Source organism: Caballeronia sp. SL1002, from assembly GCF_057814995.1.
The window spans coordinates 13,875-30,584 of sequence record NZ_JBYMUW010000007.1; the positions used below are offsets into that span (position 1 = coordinate 13,875).

The following is a 16,710-nucleotide window of genomic DNA, read 5'->3' on the forward strand; positions in this document are numbered from 1 at the left end:
TGCTTACTTCGGCCAGAGTCAGGCGGGAACATCTCAACAAGAACACGCGCTCTCTTACCGTCACCCTGCTGTCCGTGACGGGCCGGTGGTTTTTTTGTCCACTGACCTGTTGCGGCTCTTGGTGGCGTTTATATATATGATAATGTCCTTTATCACATATAAAGGCTGCGTTCTGCCGGATGTACGGTCTGCGCTGGAACCGGCACACTTTCACGACCCGGCAGCAGCGCCGCAGCGGGTTGTACGATCCAACGCCTATCAATTTCTGGAGCACCAGCATGGCAGATGTGGAGCAGTTCAAGGACGATCTCGAAAACAACGCGGACGGCCTGATCGGGGGCAGCCGCGGCGACTTCATGGAAGCGCTCGGGGAAGCCGTCTATGCGCGCGTCGCCGACGAGCAGCTGGACAGCATCATTGTCGCGTACCTGACGCTGCAGGCGGTGATGGATGAGAACGTCGATAACCTCGATGACGAGGCAGACGACGCGGTTGAAAACGCGACCGGCGAGTTCAACGAGACAGTCGGCAGGATCCTCGGGGTCTAACCGCTGGCACGTGGTGGTCCGACTCGGTCCAATGGCTGTCCGCTGCTAGCAACAAGTCGCCGTGACCGCGTCGCGCGGCTGGCGCACTGAGCTTCGCTGCCTGCGCTGCAGATGCAGCGGCTGGATCAGAAGACGTTTCTGTCGTAGTGCGTTGACTCTTTCGCCGGGCCATCATGGACATTCATCCGATTGACAACGAACGCGACTACCAGGAAGCGCTCAGAAGCGTTTCTGCCCTGGTTGACGCCGATCCTGCACCTGGTACACCCGATGGCGACCGTCTCCAGCTGCTCGCCACGCTGATCGAGCAATACGAGGCCGAGCATGTTCCGCTCGATCCGCAGCGACTGCCATCAGGACCAGAAGCCCATGAGACAGACCGGTCGCACCCGTGTCCGCCACCAGCGGGTGGTGACAGCGAATGAACCACCTCGTTCCTTGTGCAGGGGCGGCGCCGCTGCCTGCGCTGGTCGAGGCAGCGGGCGATCGCGCCGGCATCCGGTTCCTCGAATTCTTCGCGTCAGCGATCCGCAATCCACACACGCGCCGCGCGTATGCGCGCGCCGCGGGAGATTTTCTCGCGTGGTGTGCGGGCGCCGGCGTGACCTCCATTACTGCGGTGCAGCCGCTGCACGTGGCGGCCTGGATCGAACTGCAGACCCAGACGTCATCGGCGCCGACTGTTAAGCAGCGCCTGGCGGCGATTCGTCACCTGTTCGACTGGCTGGTGACCGGCCAGATCGTGCCGCACAACCCGGCCGCCTCGGTGCGCGGGCCCAGTCACACCACGAAAAAGGGCAAAACCCCGGTGCTCGATGCGACCGAGGCGCGCCAGCTGCTCGACAGCATCGATGTCACCACGCCGATCGGTCTGCGTGATCGCGCGCTGATCGCGCTCATGGTGTTTTCGTTCGCACGCGTCGGCGCCGCGCTCGCGATGCGGGTCGACGACGTCTATGTGCAGCAGCGGCGCCTGTGGGTGCGTCTGCGTGAGAAAGGCGGCAAACAGCACGCGATGCCCTGTCACCACACACTGGAAGAATATCTGCAGGCATATCTGGAACAGACCGGCCTGCGCGACGAGCCGAAGGGTCCGCTGTTCCGCACGATAACGCGCGGCACGGGCCAGCTGAGCCCGCGGCCGCTGCCGCAGGCGAACGCGTATGCGATGGTGCGCCGGCGCGCGCTCGCCGCGGGCATCGGCACGGCGATCGGCAACCACACGTTCCGCGCAACGGGCATCACCGCCTATCTGAAAAACGGCGGCACGCTTGAGAACGCCGCCAGGATGGCAAATCACGCGTCCACGCGCACCACCCAGCTGTACGACCGGCGCCGCGACGACATCAGCCTTGACGAGGTCGAGCGGATCCATCTCTGATATCCGTCGTCCGCTTCGGACGGACGGCTACATCCATCCCAGCTTGCGCATCGCGTCCTCGACCACCGGGCGCCATTCTTCCGGGCAGGGTTTTACCCGCGGCCCGCTGCGTCGGGAGCTGCGCATGGGCAGCCCCTTCTTTGCCTTCACGTCCGCGATCCAGCACGACTGCATCACACGGTCGTGGGTTCCTTTGACCAGCAGCTGCAGGTCCCAGTAGATGCCCATGATGGTCTCCATTTTGTCGATGCATGGTAGGCGAACACTGCGCAGATTGACGAGGAGAAAATAGTTGCTCCCGCGTCTCGCCACGGTCCATCAGGGAGCCTCTTATGGGATATCTGTTCACGCGGCAGCAGCTCTACGACCTGGTCTGGGCCGGGCCGACGACGACACAGGCGAAGTCGCTGGGCATTTCGGGTGTCGGTCTCGCCAAGGCGTGCCGGCGCGGCGACATTCCGGTCCCGCCCCGCGGCTACTGGGCCAGGCTGGCCGCCGGTCAGCGGGTCGCGCGCACGCCGTTACCGCGACGCGCGCCCGGTATGTCGGACCGCGTGACGGTGGGCGCTGGGCGACCGCAGGCATTCCAGCCGGCGCGTGAGGAGCATCACCACGGCAATGAAGACGCTGACGACAGCGTGAAGGCGGATCTGCCGCCCTCTCCCCCGATCTACGACGAAACACTGGACGAGGTTGAAGCGCGAATCCGCCGTACGCTGCCGGCAAAGTTCCGGTTCGTGCGGACATTGGAAAATGCGCATCCGCAGATTGCACGGCTGCTGCGGGAAGACGACGAGCGCCGCGAGGCGATGACGAAAAACCGCTACGCCTGGGACAAGCCTCGCTTTGAAAGCCGCTTTGAACAGCGCCGGCTCATTTTCCTGAGCAACCTGTTCGTGCTGCTGGGCCAGCTCAACGCGCAGTGTTCGGCGCGAGGACGTGAAGGCCGCGAGGTCAGCACCCATGTCGGGAACCAGTATGTGAAATTCAGGGTGGAAATGCTGGCTGCCCTGCGGCCGCGCACACGTCCGGCCGGCAAGCAAAGTGGACCAATGGCGATCGAGGTCGAGGTCGCCCGCTGGCAGCATGGCGAGCGCGAAGAGCGGCTGCTCTGGAGCGACGGCGAGGACGGGAAGCTGGAAAACCGGCTGCGGGAGATCGGCGTTGCGATCGTGCTGACCGGCGAGCGGCAGTACCGGAAGGCAAGAGCGTTCTCGTACTGGATGAACCGGCGCAGCTTTAATGAGCGGATGGAGAAAGCGCGGCAGGCCCGCGAAGAAGCCGAACGACTCGAACGCGAAGCGCGCCTGCAGGTTGAGCGGGATCGGATTGCTCGGCTGCTCGATCGGGTCAGTGGATGGCAGCAGGCGCAGCAGATCCGTGCGTATGTTTCAGAAGTGCTGTCGTCAGCAGACGCAGTGGAAGGGCGCGCGTTTGACGGCCATCGCGACGCCTGGGCCGACTGGGCATACAAGGTCGCGAACCATCTGGATCCGCTTGCATCGCCTGCCCCGTGTTCATCGGATAGCCGTTTGCAGAGGAGAGGTTTATGAAGCCTCCGGTCGACGGGTCCGCGCCTGCCACTGACGCCGAAATCTGCAAGGCGGCCCCATTTATGGGCTTCGTTCTGTGTTGCTGGGTCCAGCGCGGCTGGCTATCATGCGTCACCTATTAATTTGTTAGATGAAGGCTCCGCCGGAACGTGCAGACTTGCTCTTCCAAAAAAGCCGGAATCGGTTGCCATAAGTACGCTCTTCAATGAACGCCGTAGAAATAGAACAGGCCATTTCTGACCTTGCCCTGCAGCCGTTCGACGCTGCAGAATTCCCGTTCGCCTTTTTGGCCGCTTTCGGTAACAAAGACACGGCCATCAAGCGCCTTCGCGCCGGGAACAATAACGCCTCAGATGTGGCTGGCGGAGTGCTGCAGCGTGGCAATATCCACCTGTCCGTCTGCCAGCCTGGCGACGCCGTTGGCGACACTCTCCAGTCCCTGCGCAGCAGCGCGGGCACGGCGAAGGGGAAGGCTAAGTACATTCTGGCGACGGACGGCGAGACGTTGGAGGCGGAAGAGCTTGGCAGCGGAGAAACCGTCGTCTGTGCGTTTCAGGATTTTCCGAACCATTTTGGCTTTTTCCTGCCCTTGGCCGGGATCTCGACGATCAAGGAGATCAAGGACAACCCGATCGACGTCCGCGCGACCGGGCGCCTGAACAAGCTTTACGTCGAGCTGCTGCGCGAAAATCCCGAGTGGGCGACCGGAGAGCGGCGGCCGGACATGAATCACTTCATGGCCCGGCTGGTGTTCTGTTTCTTCGCCGAAGACACTGAGATTTTCCAGGGGCAGGGGCTCTTCACGCGCACCATCGAAGAGATGACCGAGCGCGACGGCTCGAACACTCATGAGGTGATGGCGGAAATTTTCCGCGCCATGGATACGCAGCCCGCAGATCGTCCTGCAGCCAACTTTCGCCCGTGGGCCACTAAATTTCCGTACGTTAACGGCGGCCTGTTCGCGGACAGGAATGACGTGCCGCGCTTCACGCGTATGGCCCGAAGCTACCTTATTCACGCAGGAAACCTGAACTGGCGGGAGATCAACCCCGACATTTTCGGCAGCATGATCCAGGCGGTAGCGGACGAAGAGGAGCGGGGCGCCCTCGGCATGCACTATACGAGCGTGCCGAACATCCTGAAGGTGCTTAACCCGCTGTTCCTCGACGATTTGCGCGCGCAGCTAGCTGAAGCAGGGGACAACGAACGCAAGCTACTGAATCTTCGAAAACGGATGGCCCGCATCCGGGTCTTCGATCCTGCCTGCGGCTCAGGGAATTTTCTCGTCATTGCTTATAAACAAATGCGAGAGATCGAGGCTGAGATCAATCGCCGCCGTGGCGAGTCGCATTTGAGCAGCCAAATACCGCTCACGAACTTCCGTGGTATCGAGCTGCGCCATTTTCCTGCTGAAATCGCACGGCTGGCCCTGATCATTGCTGAGTTCCAGGCGGATGTCCTCTATAGGGGACAAAAAGACGCCATTGCCGAGTTCTTGCCTCTGGATGCTCAGAACTGGATTGTTTGCGGCAACGCCCTTCGTTTGGACTGGCTCGGGATCTGCCCTCCGACGGGTACGGGCGTTCGCGTTACCGCTGACGACCTTTTCGAGACTCCTCTTAACCAAACTGAAATCGACTTCGAAAACGAAGGAGGGGAAACTTACATTTGTGGTAATCCGCCATATTTGGGGTTCACCTGGCAGTCTGCTAGTCAAAAGAAGGAGATGGAGGCAATCTTTGACCACCGCATAAAAGGGTGGAAATCACTCGACTATGTTGCGGCCTGGTTTATTAAAGCTGCAGATTATGGTACCCAGACGAAGGCTAGCGCTGCCTTCGTAGCTACCAATTCCATCTGCCAAGGGGAGCAGGTGCCATTGTTGTGGCCTTTGATCTTTAGTTCCGGTCACACCATCCTTTTTGCTCACGTTTCGTTCAAATGGGCTAATTTAGCAAGTCAAAATGCGGGCGTCACAGTAGTGATAGTTGGCATTTCGCGGGCAGCTCCGGCGAAGCGCAAGCTTTTCGATCTAGACGAGGAAGGCGCTACCTCCGTTCGAGAAGTTGAAAGTATCAATGCTTACCTTTCTCCCGGAACCAACATTATCGTAGAAGGATCCTCGCGATTGCCCGAGGGTTCCGATAGAGCGGTAATGGTTTGGGGCAATAAGCCTACAGATGGTGGTCATCTTTCGCTAACGGTTGATCAGCGCAACGATTTATTGTCGCAAAGCCCGGAAGCTGAAAAGTACATTAGACCGTACTTCGGCGCTGCGGAATATATTCGTGGCCTTACGCGGTTTTGCATTTGGGTAACTGATAGCGATTCAGAAGAGGCTAACAACATACCTGCGCTTGCCCGGCGGTTTGAAGATGTTCGCGCCTTTCGTGCTGCAAGTAAAGCTGCGGAGACGCGGCCAGCTGCCGAATATCCGCATCGTTTTCGACAAATTCAAGCGGTGGCAAGTTCGCACACGCTGATCGTTCCACAGGTCAGTTCCGAGCGAAGGCCTTATCTGCCTATCGGCCTCCTTCCGCCCGGATCAATTGTTAGCAACCTTGCTTTCGCATTGTATGACGCTCCGCTATGGAATCTCGCGCTCATCGCTTCGCGGATGCATATGGCTTGGATTGCAACAGTTTGTGGCAAGCTGGAAACACGTTTTCGGTACTCGAATACGCTAGGTTGGAATAGCTTTCCCGTGCCGACATTAACCGAACAAAATAAAGTAGATCTTACGAAGAGTGCGGAAGAAATATTGCTAGCCCGTGAGGCGCATTACCCTTTAACAATCGCGGATCTATATGAGCCAGATGAGATGCCCGAAAATTTACGTCGAGCGCACGAGCATAATGACGAACTGTTGGAGCGCATCTACATAGGTCGACGTTTCAAAAACGATACAGAGCGCGTTGAAAAGCTGTTCAGCCTTTACTCAAAAAATCCGGTAGCGGCGCGGAAGTCTGTAATCAAAACTACAGGGAACAGAAGATCATGAGCGGGGTTGCCGAGAATCCAACAAACGCTTTTACCGTGCCTTCGGTATCCATCGCCACTGCACGCACAGGCGAGTCATCTAAGTCTAACGCGCTCGGTATGCGGACCATGCAGGAGCGCGCCTACGCGCACCGCGGGGAGCAGTATCTCCTCATCAAATCTCCGCCGGCGTCCGGGAAGTCCCGTGCATTGATGTTTATCGCGCTCGACAAGCTGCACAATCAGGGTCTGAAGCAGGCCGTCATCGTGGTGCCGGAACGGTCAATCGGCAGCAGCTTCGCCAATGAGCCGCTGAGCCAGCATGGTTTTTACTGGGATTGGAAAGTCGCGCCGCAATGGAACCTGTGCAACGCGCCTGGGATCGACGAGCCCCGTGTCGCGAAGTCAAAGGTCGACGCGGTCAGGAAGTTTCTGGCCAGCGCCGATCCGGTGCTGGTTTGCACCCATGCCACGTTCCGGTTTGCGGTCGAAGAGCTCGGCATCGAGGCTTTCGATGATCGCCTGATCGCTATCGACGAATTCCATCACGTTTCGAGCAATCCTGACAACAAATTGGGCAGTCAGCTCGGCTCTCTCATCGAGCGCGACAAGGTCCACCTGGTCGCGATGACGGGCTCCTACTTCCGCGGCGACAGCGAAGCCGTGCTATCTCCTGCCGACGAAGCCCGGTTCGAGACGGTTACCTACACCTACTATGAGCAGCTGAACGGCTATAACTGGCTGAAATCGCTCGACATCGGCTATTTCTTCTACACCGGCCGGTACGTCGGCGCGGTGCCGAAGGTGCTGGACCCCGCGCTCAAGACCATCGTACATATTCCGAGCGTCAATGCGCGCGAAAGCCTGAAGGACAAGGAGCGCGAAGTTAATGAAATCATGCACTCGCTTGGCGAGTGGAAGGGCGTCGACGCGGCTTCCGGATTCCACCTGATCGAGACACCCGATGGGCGCGTGCTGAAAGTTGCCGACCTGGTCGACGACAGCGATCCGGCCCGGCGTTCGCGCGTTCTGAACGCCCTGAAAGACCCTGACCAGAAAAACAATCGTGACAATGTCGACATCATCATTGCCCTAGGCATGGCGAAGGAAGGGTTTGACTGGATCTGGTGCGAACATGCTCTGACAATCGGTTACCGCAGCAGCTTGACCGAGATCGTCCAGATCATCGGCCGTGCGACCCGGGATGCGAAGGGGAAAGAGCGTGCGCGTTTCACCAATTTGATTGCCGAGCCAGCCGCCGATCAGATGGCCGTGGCCGAAGCGGTCAACGACATGCTGAAGGCGATCGCGGCCAGCCTGCTGATGGAGCAGGTGCTGGCTCCCCGCTATGAATTTACGCCCAAGAACACGGGGCCGAAGGACGGGTTCGACTACGGCGAACAGGGCTACCAGGAAGACGGCCACAATGTCGGCGTCAACAAGGACACGGGGCAAATTCACGTCGAAATCAATGGCCTGGCAACGCCGCAAAGCCCTGAAGCGACCCGTATCTGCCGCGAGGATCTGAATGAGGTCGTCACGAGCTTCTTGCAGGACAAAACCGTGATCGAGCACGGCCTGTTCGACCAGGAAAATACGTTGCCGGAAGAGCTGACCCAGCTGCGCATGGGCAAGATCGTGCGCGAGCGTTACCCTGAGCTCAGCGACGTCGACCAGGAGGCGATCCGGCAGCATGCGATCGCCGCGATGAACGTCACGCAACAGGCCAAGCTTGCCCTCGCGCAAGCCGATGCCGCTGGCGCCGAGGCGGCTGGTGAGATCGAACAGGGAAGCACCGCTCTTCTGGATGGCGTTCGCCGGTTCGTCAATGTCCGCGACCTCGATATCGACCTGATCGATCGCATCAATCCGTTCGAGGCGGCTTATGCGGTCCTCGCCAAAGCGATGGACGAAAAATCTCTGCGCCAGATGCAGGCCAGCATCGCCGCGAAAAAGGTTTCGATCTCCGAGGACGATGCCCGCGAATTGGCCAAGCGGGCGCTGATGTTCAAGAATGAGCGGGGCCGTCTGCCTGATATCAACTCGGCGGACGCGTGGGAGAAGCGTATGGCCGAGGGAGTGGCCGCGCTGGCGCGTTACCGTGCGCAGGCCAAGGCGAAGGCAAACGGAGAGGTCGCCAATGGCTGATTTTGATGATGACGCGTTGCTGGAGGCCTTGGGAGTCGAGGCCGCGCCTCTGAAAGCGTCGAGCCATACCCCGCGCGAAGAGGGGATCATCGCCGGCTTCGAGGACATCCTGCGCTTTCATGAAGAGCATGGCAGGGCGCCCCAGCACGGCGAAGATCGCGATATCTTCGAACGCCTGTACGCCGTGCGGCTGGACCAGCTGCAGAAGCTGCCGGAAGCGAAAGCACTTCTGGCGGAAATGGATAGCGCCAACCTGTTATCGGGGGCTGCCGCCGCCGTGGTGAATGTCGACGAACTTGACGAGGACGCGCTGCTCGCCGAGCTGGGCGTGACCGACGAACCGGTGGAAAACGATATTACGAGCCTGCGGAACGTGCGGTCCTACGAAGCGCGCCGTGCCGCCGAAGAAATCGCCAATCGCACGCGATGCGAGGACTTCGAGGAATTCGAACCGCTGTTTGAGCGGGTTCGGCAGGAGATTAAAGCCGGCGAGCGCAAGATCATCAAGCTTGAAACGCGATCCCTCAATGAGATCCAGAAAGGCACTTTCTTTATTGTTGGCGGTCAAACCGCCTACATCGCGGAAGAAAAGGGCGAGTTCACAACCGACTATGACCGACGCGACATGCGTTTGCGAGTTGTCTACGATAACGGCACCGAGAGCGAGGTTCTGCAGCGATCATTTCAGCGCGCCCTTCACCTTGATAAGGTGGCTAGGCTCGTTACAGAGCCTGCTGTCGGCCCTCTTTTCGGAGATATCCCCGAGCAGGAGGACATTGAGAGCGGCACGATCTATGTCCTCCGCAGCCTGTCGAAACACCCGTACGTTGCAGAGCACCGCGAGGTCATTCACAAAATTGGGGTGACAGGCGGGAAAGTGTCTGCCCGTATCGCCGGTGCATCGAAAGACGCGACCTACCTTCTGGCCGACGTTGAGATCGTTGCAGAGTACAAGCTGCACAACATTAATCGGGCACGAATGGAGAACCTCTTCCATCGCCTGTTCGGAGCGGCGCAGCTCGACCTGACCATCAACGACCGTTTCGGCACTCCGGTGAAACCAAGAGAGTGGTTCCTCGTCCCGCTGCATGTCGTCGACGAAGCGGTAAAGCGCATTATCGACGGCACGATCACCGAAACGGCTTACGATCCAAAATCTGCCCAGCTCGTACCGAGTTGAATACTATAAGCTGGCTGCTCGTAGCGGCGCGGAAAAGCCTCCGCTGATTCGATAAGAAGGAAAGAATTTTGAAAGACGCACAAAAACCCGACCATCAGTCTGAATACATCCATGATTCCTTTGTGGACACAGTCACATTTGTGCCCCCCGGAAGCATGGCGTCGCCTTCATGAAGCGTCTACACGGTCAGGGTCGGACGGTTACGCTCTTTCTCTCGGCACTAGCGCACTAGAGTAATTGGCCCGCAGTGGCTACACGATCGGCTGCGCATACAGCTGGCTGGACGGCGGACAGCCGCTTGTGAAGCTAGGCAGTTCGGAGCGTAAGAGGCACCACCTTGTCTTGGCGGTCGAAAAAACTTGCCTCTATACCGGTAATCTCGCAGAGATCGCTGGGAAACAACGACAACCGCTCGACGAAATCGTCAGCGCGTATATGGCCGCTCTCAACAAGTAGCCGAATCGCCCGCGGAATCATCGACGGCATTTCGACCTGCGTTTCTTTATCAAGCGGCTCATTCCGCCGGTAACCTGCAGCGCTGATCTGTCGAAACAGATACTGCGACTGGTTTTGCGATATCAGATCCAACGAAGCCGCTCTGTACACCAGCGCCTGCATCGAAACTCCCCAGCGTCTCTTGAGCGCGAGGAGAGAGTCAAGCGACAACGAATACAGTTCCTTCGCCAACGAGTCACGAGGAACAAGCAACGCTCCACCAAATCGATGAGCTTGCTTTTCGATCAGTTTGAAAAGATCGCGATCTGCGTGGTGATCTTCTCCTACAGCCCTATGAAGGATGAGATGCCCCAGTTCATGTCCACAGTCAAAGCGTCCCCTCGCGAAAGGCATTTTGTTACCGAGAACGATGATCGGTAGATCACCTTGCCAGCAAGAGAACGCGTCAAGACCAGCGGAGAGCGGCATGCGTGATACAACAATGCCATTGTTTTCGAGCAATAACGTCAAGTTGGAAATCGGCCCATTTCCTAAACCCCAATACCGGCGAGTTTCGACGGCCAAGTGTTCGATATCGTCCTCCGACAATGTGTCGAAATCGACGACACCAAAGTCTGGAACGTTCACCTTCGGCAAATTCAGATGCTGGCCGAGCAAATGCATCACGTCGGCGATCCATCTTTCCCTGACGGCTGCCTTCGCTCGATCTCGCTTCGTTGCCGACTCAAGTTTGCGAAAGTTGAGCACTCCCTTCAGCGGCGGCCGCTCCGGCGTTGACAGGAAGAAAGTGGTCGGAACGGCTAAGGCTCGAGCAAGCGCCGCAAGAGTCTCGCTGCCGGGCACCTTCTTTCCGTTTTCGAACATGGAGATTGCTTGCCGCGTGATCTCGACCTTCGCAGCAAGCTCTACCGAAGAAAGACCTCGAGCTTCCTTAGCCTCGCGCAGGCTTGTAAAACTAAACTGTTCCCGTGCCTTCATTGCGTTCGCTGATCCAGAGTTGCGACATTACCTCGTCGCGGATTTCTTCAATTGGCTCATCGGTGACCAGCTCGACAATGCCCAGTGATCGAGATAGAACGACTGAGTTTCCCGACGCATCAGGGATAGAGATGAGAACAAACGCCGGTTTGTGTCCTATTCCACCATGCAACAAATGCCCGTAGACCTTCAGCGGAAGATCGGTAACAGGCTCATCCGCAAATAACGACATGTTTAGCGAGTTCGCAAAAGCCTGTCGAAACAGAGCGGATCGAGGCAGATTACCCTTATCTTCGACAAAATTCGCAGTGAGAACGATTCGCTGCGCGTGCAGTTCAACGTGTTGACAATTGTTGGCGACGTTCCACTTCAATTGAGCATCAACAGACGGCCACTTATCTGAAATCTCCCGCAGGCAAGCATCGACTACGACTCGCCGAATATGCGGACGAATTTCTCGACTGAGCTCGCCGCCGAACTGCGGGTAGGCCAGGATAATGCTCTCGGTAACGGTGTACGCCTTCGTTAAAGAGGCACTGATCGCCGCCTGAATCTCCGCCGGCAGGCATTCGTCAAAAAGGCTTCTAACGTCCGTTTCCATGGTGAAGTAGGATAATTTACACGAAACCGATTTTACAATTTTGATTTATTTTGTCAACCGAAAGTTTAAATTTTCATGAAAGAGAAACTACTGACTTGAACCTTTATGTAAAAGCCGGGCGCCAAGCCTTGCACGGCAACGCCCCCTCTGCCGTGGTATCTCAGACAACTAAAATTTCACCTAATACTATATTGAGTGGCACTTATTGCTATAATCAGTGCACGCTCTATGGTTGTTGCGTCTTCTGTGGGAGCCGCTATGCGCGCTGATCAACTCACCTTGGCCGAGCGCGATGCTCTAGAAAACCCGCTCGCGCAAGGCGCGACCGACCAAAGTCGGCGCGTCGCCGATTTCCTGCTCGCGTGGTGGAATCCAAGCGAGTGCGGTCGCTACGACCTCACCACTGGTTGGGGTTTGGATGAAGACCTGGCCGGCGACGTATGTTTAGTGTTTGCGCTGGCCACGCGGGCGAACAGCTATCCAGACGCGCAGGGCTACGGGCCGCAGTTCGAAGCCGTTGTACGCGCTTGGCGCCCCGAGCCGCTCGAACCCACCGAAGCCACACCCAAGGAAGCATGATGCGTCGAACCCGTTTCGATCTTGCGCAGGCAAGCGCCGCAGTGAAAGCCGGGGGCGTGCTCTCGGCCATCCTCCGGGCCGACAAGAGCTCGTTCTATATCGAACTGGAAACCCGTGAATCGGGCTTGGCCGAACTCGTGACCTCGAACGGGCGCGAGCGTCGCGCGTTTCGCGACCCCGGCCAGGCACTTAAGGTCGTGCGCCAGCTTGGCGTGGTGGCGGGCCGCTTTGCGCTCGAAGAATGGGATGCAAGCGCGCCCAAGGCCGCCGCGTGGAAACGCCCTGATCAGTCGGCCGACATGAAGGCGCGACATGCGCGCGCCGAACAAGCAGCTGCATTCGAAGCCGATGTCTTGCAAGCGCTCGCTGAAGCCGATGACCCCGCCACGCAGTTCGTGCCACATGACGAGGCGATGGCCCAACTCGAAGCGAAAATCGCCCAGCTTGAAAAGAAGACCAAGCGCAAGGCCCCCGCATGAGCGTGGGGCTGCGGGTCGTCTGGCTGCCGCGTGCTGTTGAACAACTGCTATCGATCATCGACTTCGTGAGCGAAGACAGCCCGGCCGCGGCGATTGCGCTAGCGCGCACGATCCGCACGAAGGCTGACACGCTTGCCCTCTATCCGAACCGCTACCGCGCCGGGCGCATCTCCGGCACACGCGAGCTGGTGGTGAGACCCAACTACATCATCGTATATCGCGTGACTGATAAAGTCGAAGTCCTGCGCGTACGACATGCGCGCCAGCAAAGCAAATGAGGAACTAGAGCTAAAAGCGATTCGCTATGCAGCGAAAGGCGCCGTGGCGCCCGCTTCGCGACACCCCTAGCCAAGTTGTGCAAGTCGTGATTCGAGCCGTTCTCAAGGCTTATTCCCGTTCCGATGCCCGGTTGTCAGCCGCAATCGCTTCAAGCGTTGAAACGACGCTGGAAAGCAGGTCTTCGTGATAGCGCTTCAGGTGTCCGTGAATATTCTCGTTACGGAGTAACCGGGCAACGAAGCCCTTCGCCACGACCAGCGAAAGCATCGAGTCGCCCATTGTATCTTCGACGGCCATGCTGTCCTGTTGTAGTCGCTCCATTTCCGCTTCCATACGGGCAATGTCCTCGGAAGATATTTGTTCCTGTTTTTTTGGTCGGGCCTTGTCCATTAGTGCATCGGGCCGGGTCGTGACAAGGATCATGTCGACATAAGTCTTTGTGTACTTGTTGGCCGCGATCATCATCTCGGCTGCTTCGATTTGTCGTAGCGGCTTCATCTTTCGCAAAGCGCCAAAAACGGACGGCGTAACTTGGCGGTCTTTTAACAATCGCGCGACTTCCGGTGCGATGCCGTCGAGTAGATGAGCTTTTTCACGCACACGCTTCACGTCCAGATTGAGTACTTGGGCAATCCGCTCTTCCGACGCCCCCTTAGCCAAGGCCGCGCGAATCATACGGTGCTCTTGTACAACCGCGATGCGAGTAATTTGTCGATTGAATGTGTACCCCTCGTCATCGAGCGAAACCATGCAGCGGGCCTTCTCTTGTCCTTGTTGCTTCAAAGCCTCTAGCCGCAAGCGACCGTCGAGCAAATCGTAATGGCCTGGCCGATCTCTGGTCGGATATACCGCCAATGGTTCGATCAACCCTAGTTCACGAACCGAGCTAAGGATCGTTCTGAATTTCGGCGTATGCAAGATGCAGGGCTGAATCGGCACAAGCGGGTGAATGCTGACAAGTGCAATTTCGACGATCAGCGGATCAAACCCATGCTTAACCGTGCTCATGGCAGCATCTCCGGGGGCAGGCGTTGTGCAATCGCTTCAGGAATGTCGGTGATTTGCTCGGCACGAAGTAGCGTGCGGAAATGCTCGTCAGATAGGAAACGGCGCATGGCTGAGGTAAGCAGCAGCAGTCGCTGCTCCTGGATGTTTGCTTTCTGGACATTGAGCTTTTGCCGCCGAACCTCGGTCTTATAAATGCGCAATAGTTTTTGTGGTGTGGGCTGGTCCACACGAGAAGAAGATGTCTTGGGGTAATAAGCCTTCCCGAGTGCTTCTCGCTTGCTGATCAGTTTGCGCACCTTGAGTAGTTGATCACCCTTGAGCGTGCCCTGTTCGTAGCAATCCACCATGGCCTTCTGCACATCATCGCTTGACGCACGGGAGATCTCTACAGCCAGCCAGATCGGCATAAGACGCTTCTCGACGGCGCGTATTAAGCGTTGTTCGCCGTTATCGAGTAGGTTGAGAATGCCGTTGATGTAACTGTAGTCAAGATTCGTTTTCTGGGCAATTTGATCGTTGTTATAGCCTTTAGCACGCAACACTTGAATGCCGCTCAGCAATTCCTCGGTGGTGTGCCGACGTCGAGCGATGTTCTCGGTCAACGAAATCAGGAACCGATCGACCTGCGGCGCATCGAAGACGCAGCATGGAATCATTGTCTCTCCGAGATGCTTGAGTGCTTCGAGTCGCCCCTGTCCACACAACACCTCGTACCATTCTCCGTCTTGGTCCTGCCCGCCATGCGCGACGCTGATCGGGCGCTTTAGCCCCACCATTGAAATACTTTCGACCAGCTGCGCAAAGAAAAAAGCACTGCGTGTGCGTGGATTAAGCACTCGCAACCGGTCGGCTGAGATCAATGTGATTTTGTCAGATCGCGTCAGCGACACGGGTTCACGCTCTTGGCTGCCATCCATGATTTCCCCCACGTAGTGGTACTCGACGCCCGAGATAGACCAGCATCGACAAGTCGTCATAGCGGTATGCGTCGAAGCCCCGCTCGTTATAGTCTTCGAGACGTAACTGTTCGGGCCAGACATCAATGGACGGAAGCAAGTAGTAGTCGCGAATCGACTGTGCATCCGGCTCCATGCGAACAGCGATCGTGATGTCAGGTTTGAGTGCTGTATCGAACCGGACAATCCAGCGATTGCTTCCCACGTTAGTCGTGCGACAACGACACAGGGCGAGCGAAACGGTGAACTCGCTGTTGATCCATAACAGGTCGGTCGAGGGGTTGCGCTCTACTCGTGCCCCCGCGGCGGACACGGCGTTCATCGCATTCGAAATAATTCCGGGATGGAGTTCTCGTAGGCGTCGATTTATTTCGAGAAAGCGATAGTCACGATCTGGCGTATAGCCAATCAGGGTGTATGTACGGATCAGACTACCAAAGCGGCCGGCAAACGCGCTGCTTGACGGGCAATCCGTCGTTTCGTCGATCACGATGCCGGAGAGGTAGCCGTTTCGTAGTAATACCCGGCGCAGCGCAGTCAACATGTCGTCGTCGGTAAGCCGGTACGAGCGCGCAAGGATAATCTGGCGCGCGGCGTTAAACATTAACCGCTCAACGATCGCGTCGAATGCACCTTCCGCCCGTGCCCACGCGGCCGGGGGATTTCTGACGCGCTCTTCTTTGAGTTTGAAGGAAGTACGATTCCAGACGTTGTCGCCCACATACTTGTCGTTGATCAGGACCTGATGCACTGTCCCACGCGTCCAGGCGGTTCCCCGGTCTGTATGCCTGCCCTCGCGATTGAGCAGCGCGGCGATTTCAGATTCCGTTAGCCCGTCTTCCACGAACGCCTTGTACATCCAGCGCACCGTATCTATTTCCTCGCTCGGACCGGGTACGAGGATTACGCGATCGGTCTGGATTGACTTGTGCTCGCCGGGTTTCAGCTCCGACTTGCACGCGCCGGTGTGGTCAATCAGCATGCGGCGCAGACCATACCCGGCCGGACCACCCTGGCGCACGCCGAGTTGGATGAGGCGCATCTGGCCGGCATGTACCTTGACGCTCAACTCGCGGCTGTACTCGCCGGCCATTGTCCGCTTCACGTTCTTAATAATGCTCGACACCGCACTACCGTCATTCTCGAACTGCTCGGCGCAATACAAGACGCGCACGCCAGCATGTTTGCAACGGATTTCGTAGCTGGCGCTCTCGTCAGGATCCTGGAATCGCCCCCACCGGCTCACGTCATAGACCAGGATGACGCTAAAGTCCGCCTCGCCTGATTCGACATCGCGCAGTAGGGCTTGCAATTGGTTGCGACCTTCAAGCCGCAGGCCACTTTTCCCCTCGTCCGCATAGACCTTGACGATCTCCAGATCACGCGCCCCAGCGAACGCAATGATCACGTCGCGCTGGTTTTCCGTCGAGTATTGCTGGTGCTCGGTGGACATCCGCACATAAGCAGCGGCACGTTCAAGGCCGCCGGTATCTGTTGCGTGATTTTTTCTCCCACGTCGGATCACGACATTCTCCAATTTTTCGAAACGGCGCTTTTCGGGCCTTGCACATCGCTTCACCGATCA

Annotated in this window: 15 protein-coding genes and 1 pseudogene; 10 read left to right on the forward strand and 6 right to left on the reverse strand. The window is 57.8% G+C overall.

All coding sequences use genetic code 11. The annotated features are described in order from the left end of the window. The first annotated feature begins 278 nt into the window (after positions 1 to 278). The 3 genes and pseudogenes from AC3D25_RS30865 to AC3D25_RS30875 all read left to right on the forward strand — a co-directional run bounded on the left by AC3D25_RS30865 (position 279) and on the right by AC3D25_RS30875 (position 1,929). Positions 279 to 548 carry a hypothetical protein gene (locus AC3D25_RS30865; RefSeq protein WP_488892322.1) on the forward strand — a complete coding sequence of 90 codons (270 nt, stop codon included), beginning with the start codon at positions 279 to 281 and terminating at the stop codon, positions 546 to 548. 173 nt (positions 549 to 721) lie between these two features. Beyond that, a pseudogene (locus AC3D25_RS30870) lies at positions 722 to 886 on the forward strand (transcriptional regulator); the annotation flags it as partial. Positions 887 to 969: 83 nt separating this feature from the next. After that, positions 970 to 1,929, forward strand: a complete 960-nt coding sequence (locus AC3D25_RS30875; protein ID WP_488892323.1) for a tyrosine-type recombinase/integrase — start codon at positions 970 to 972, stop codon at positions 1,927 to 1,929. A gap of 27 nt (positions 1,930 to 1,956) precedes the next feature. Here the strand turns inward: AC3D25_RS30875 and AC3D25_RS30880 are convergent, their stop codons facing one another. Beyond that, positions 1,957 to 2,157, reverse strand: coding sequence for a hypothetical protein (locus AC3D25_RS30880; protein ID WP_488892324.1), 201 nt, complete (start codon positions 2,155 to 2,157; stop codon positions 1,957 to 1,959). A gap of 104 nt (positions 2,158 to 2,261) precedes the next feature. Between AC3D25_RS30880 and AC3D25_RS30885 the strand changes: the two genes are divergently transcribed. From AC3D25_RS30885 to AC3D25_RS30900, 4 genes are all read left to right on the forward strand, one after another. Beyond that, positions 2,262 to 3,482, forward strand: a complete 1,221-nt coding sequence (locus AC3D25_RS30885; protein ID WP_488892325.1) for a hypothetical protein — start codon at positions 2,262 to 2,264, stop codon at positions 3,480 to 3,482. A 205-nt stretch (positions 3,483 to 3,687) separates the two neighbouring features. After that, on the forward strand, positions 3,688 to 6,483 hold the full coding sequence (locus AC3D25_RS30890) for a class I SAM-dependent DNA methyltransferase (RefSeq protein ID WP_488892326.1): 2,796 nt from the start codon (positions 3,688 to 3,690) through the stop codon (positions 6,481 to 6,483). Next, positions 6,480 to 8,609, forward strand: a complete 2,130-nt coding sequence (locus AC3D25_RS30895; RefSeq protein WP_488892327.1) for a DEAD/DEAH box helicase — start codon at positions 6,480 to 6,482, stop codon at positions 8,607 to 8,609. Before AC3D25_RS30890 ends, AC3D25_RS30895 begins: the two co-directional genes overlap by 4 nt. Beyond that, a complete protein-coding gene (locus tag AC3D25_RS30900) occupies positions 8,602 to 9,789 on the forward strand; it encodes a GIY-YIG nuclease family protein (protein ID WP_488892328.1) in 1,188 nt (395 codons plus the stop codon). Before AC3D25_RS30895 ends, AC3D25_RS30900 begins: the two co-directional genes overlap by 8 nt. A gap of 306 nt (positions 9,790 to 10,095) precedes the next feature. On the opposite strand, the gene AC3D25_RS30905 is transcribed toward AC3D25_RS30900, so the two are convergent. Both AC3D25_RS30905 and AC3D25_RS30910 read right to left on the reverse strand, forming a co-directional pair. Then, positions 10,096 to 11,223 carry an ImmA/IrrE family metallo-endopeptidase gene (locus tag AC3D25_RS30905; protein ID WP_488892329.1) on the reverse strand — a complete coding sequence of 376 codons (1,128 nt, stop codon included), beginning with the start codon at positions 11,221 to 11,223 and terminating at the stop codon, positions 10,096 to 10,098. After that, on the reverse strand, positions 11,201 to 11,824 hold the full coding sequence (locus AC3D25_RS30910) for a hypothetical protein (RefSeq protein WP_488892330.1): 624 nt from the start codon (positions 11,822 to 11,824) through the stop codon (positions 11,201 to 11,203). The genes AC3D25_RS30905 and AC3D25_RS30910 overlap by 23 nt, the downstream gene beginning before the upstream one ends. 258 nt (positions 11,825 to 12,082) lie before the next feature. On the opposite strand from AC3D25_RS30910, the gene AC3D25_RS30915 reads away from it, so the two are divergent. From AC3D25_RS30915 to AC3D25_RS30925, 3 genes are read left to right on the forward strand one after another with little or no spacing between them, the layout of a single operon-like run. Beyond that, the gene (locus AC3D25_RS30915; RefSeq protein ID WP_488892331.1) at positions 12,083 to 12,403 is read left to right on the forward strand and encodes a DUF7673 family protein; all 321 of its coding nucleotides are present in this window, start codon (positions 12,083 to 12,085) and stop codon (positions 12,401 to 12,403) included. After that, positions 12,400 to 12,882, forward strand: coding sequence for a hypothetical protein (locus AC3D25_RS30920; protein ID WP_488892332.1), 483 nt, complete (start codon positions 12,400 to 12,402; stop codon positions 12,880 to 12,882). The genes AC3D25_RS30915 and AC3D25_RS30920 overlap by 4 nt, the downstream gene beginning before the upstream one ends. After that, positions 12,879 to 13,160, forward strand: a complete 282-nt coding sequence (locus AC3D25_RS30925) for a type II toxin-antitoxin system RelE/ParE family toxin (RefSeq protein ID WP_488892333.1) — start codon at positions 12,879 to 12,881, stop codon at positions 13,158 to 13,160. Before AC3D25_RS30920 ends, AC3D25_RS30925 begins: the two co-directional genes overlap by 4 nt. A gap of 109 nt (positions 13,161 to 13,269) precedes the next feature. On the opposite strand, the gene AC3D25_RS30930 is transcribed toward AC3D25_RS30925, so the two are convergent. Genes AC3D25_RS30930 through AC3D25_RS30940 form a run of 3 tightly spaced genes read right to left on the reverse strand, consistent with a single transcriptional unit; the run spans position 13,270 to position 16,650 of the window. Continuing rightward, positions 13,270 to 14,169, reverse strand: coding sequence for a ParB/RepB/Spo0J family partition protein (locus AC3D25_RS30930; RefSeq protein ID WP_488892334.1), 900 nt, complete (start codon positions 14,167 to 14,169; stop codon positions 13,270 to 13,272). Further along, the gene (locus AC3D25_RS30935; protein ID WP_488892335.1) at positions 14,166 to 15,086 is read right to left on the reverse strand and encodes a plasmid partitioning protein RepB C-terminal domain-containing protein; all 921 of its coding nucleotides are present in this window, start codon (positions 15,084 to 15,086) and stop codon (positions 14,166 to 14,168) included. The genes AC3D25_RS30930 and AC3D25_RS30935 overlap by 4 nt, the downstream gene beginning before the upstream one ends. Continuing rightward, positions 15,064 to 16,650 (reverse strand): recombinase family protein, encoded by a 1,587-nt coding sequence (locus AC3D25_RS30940; RefSeq protein WP_488892336.1) that lies wholly within the window; start codon positions 16,648 to 16,650, stop codon positions 15,064 to 15,066. Before AC3D25_RS30940 ends, AC3D25_RS30935 begins: the two co-directional genes overlap by 23 nt. Positions 16,651 to 16,710 lie beyond the last annotated feature (60 nt).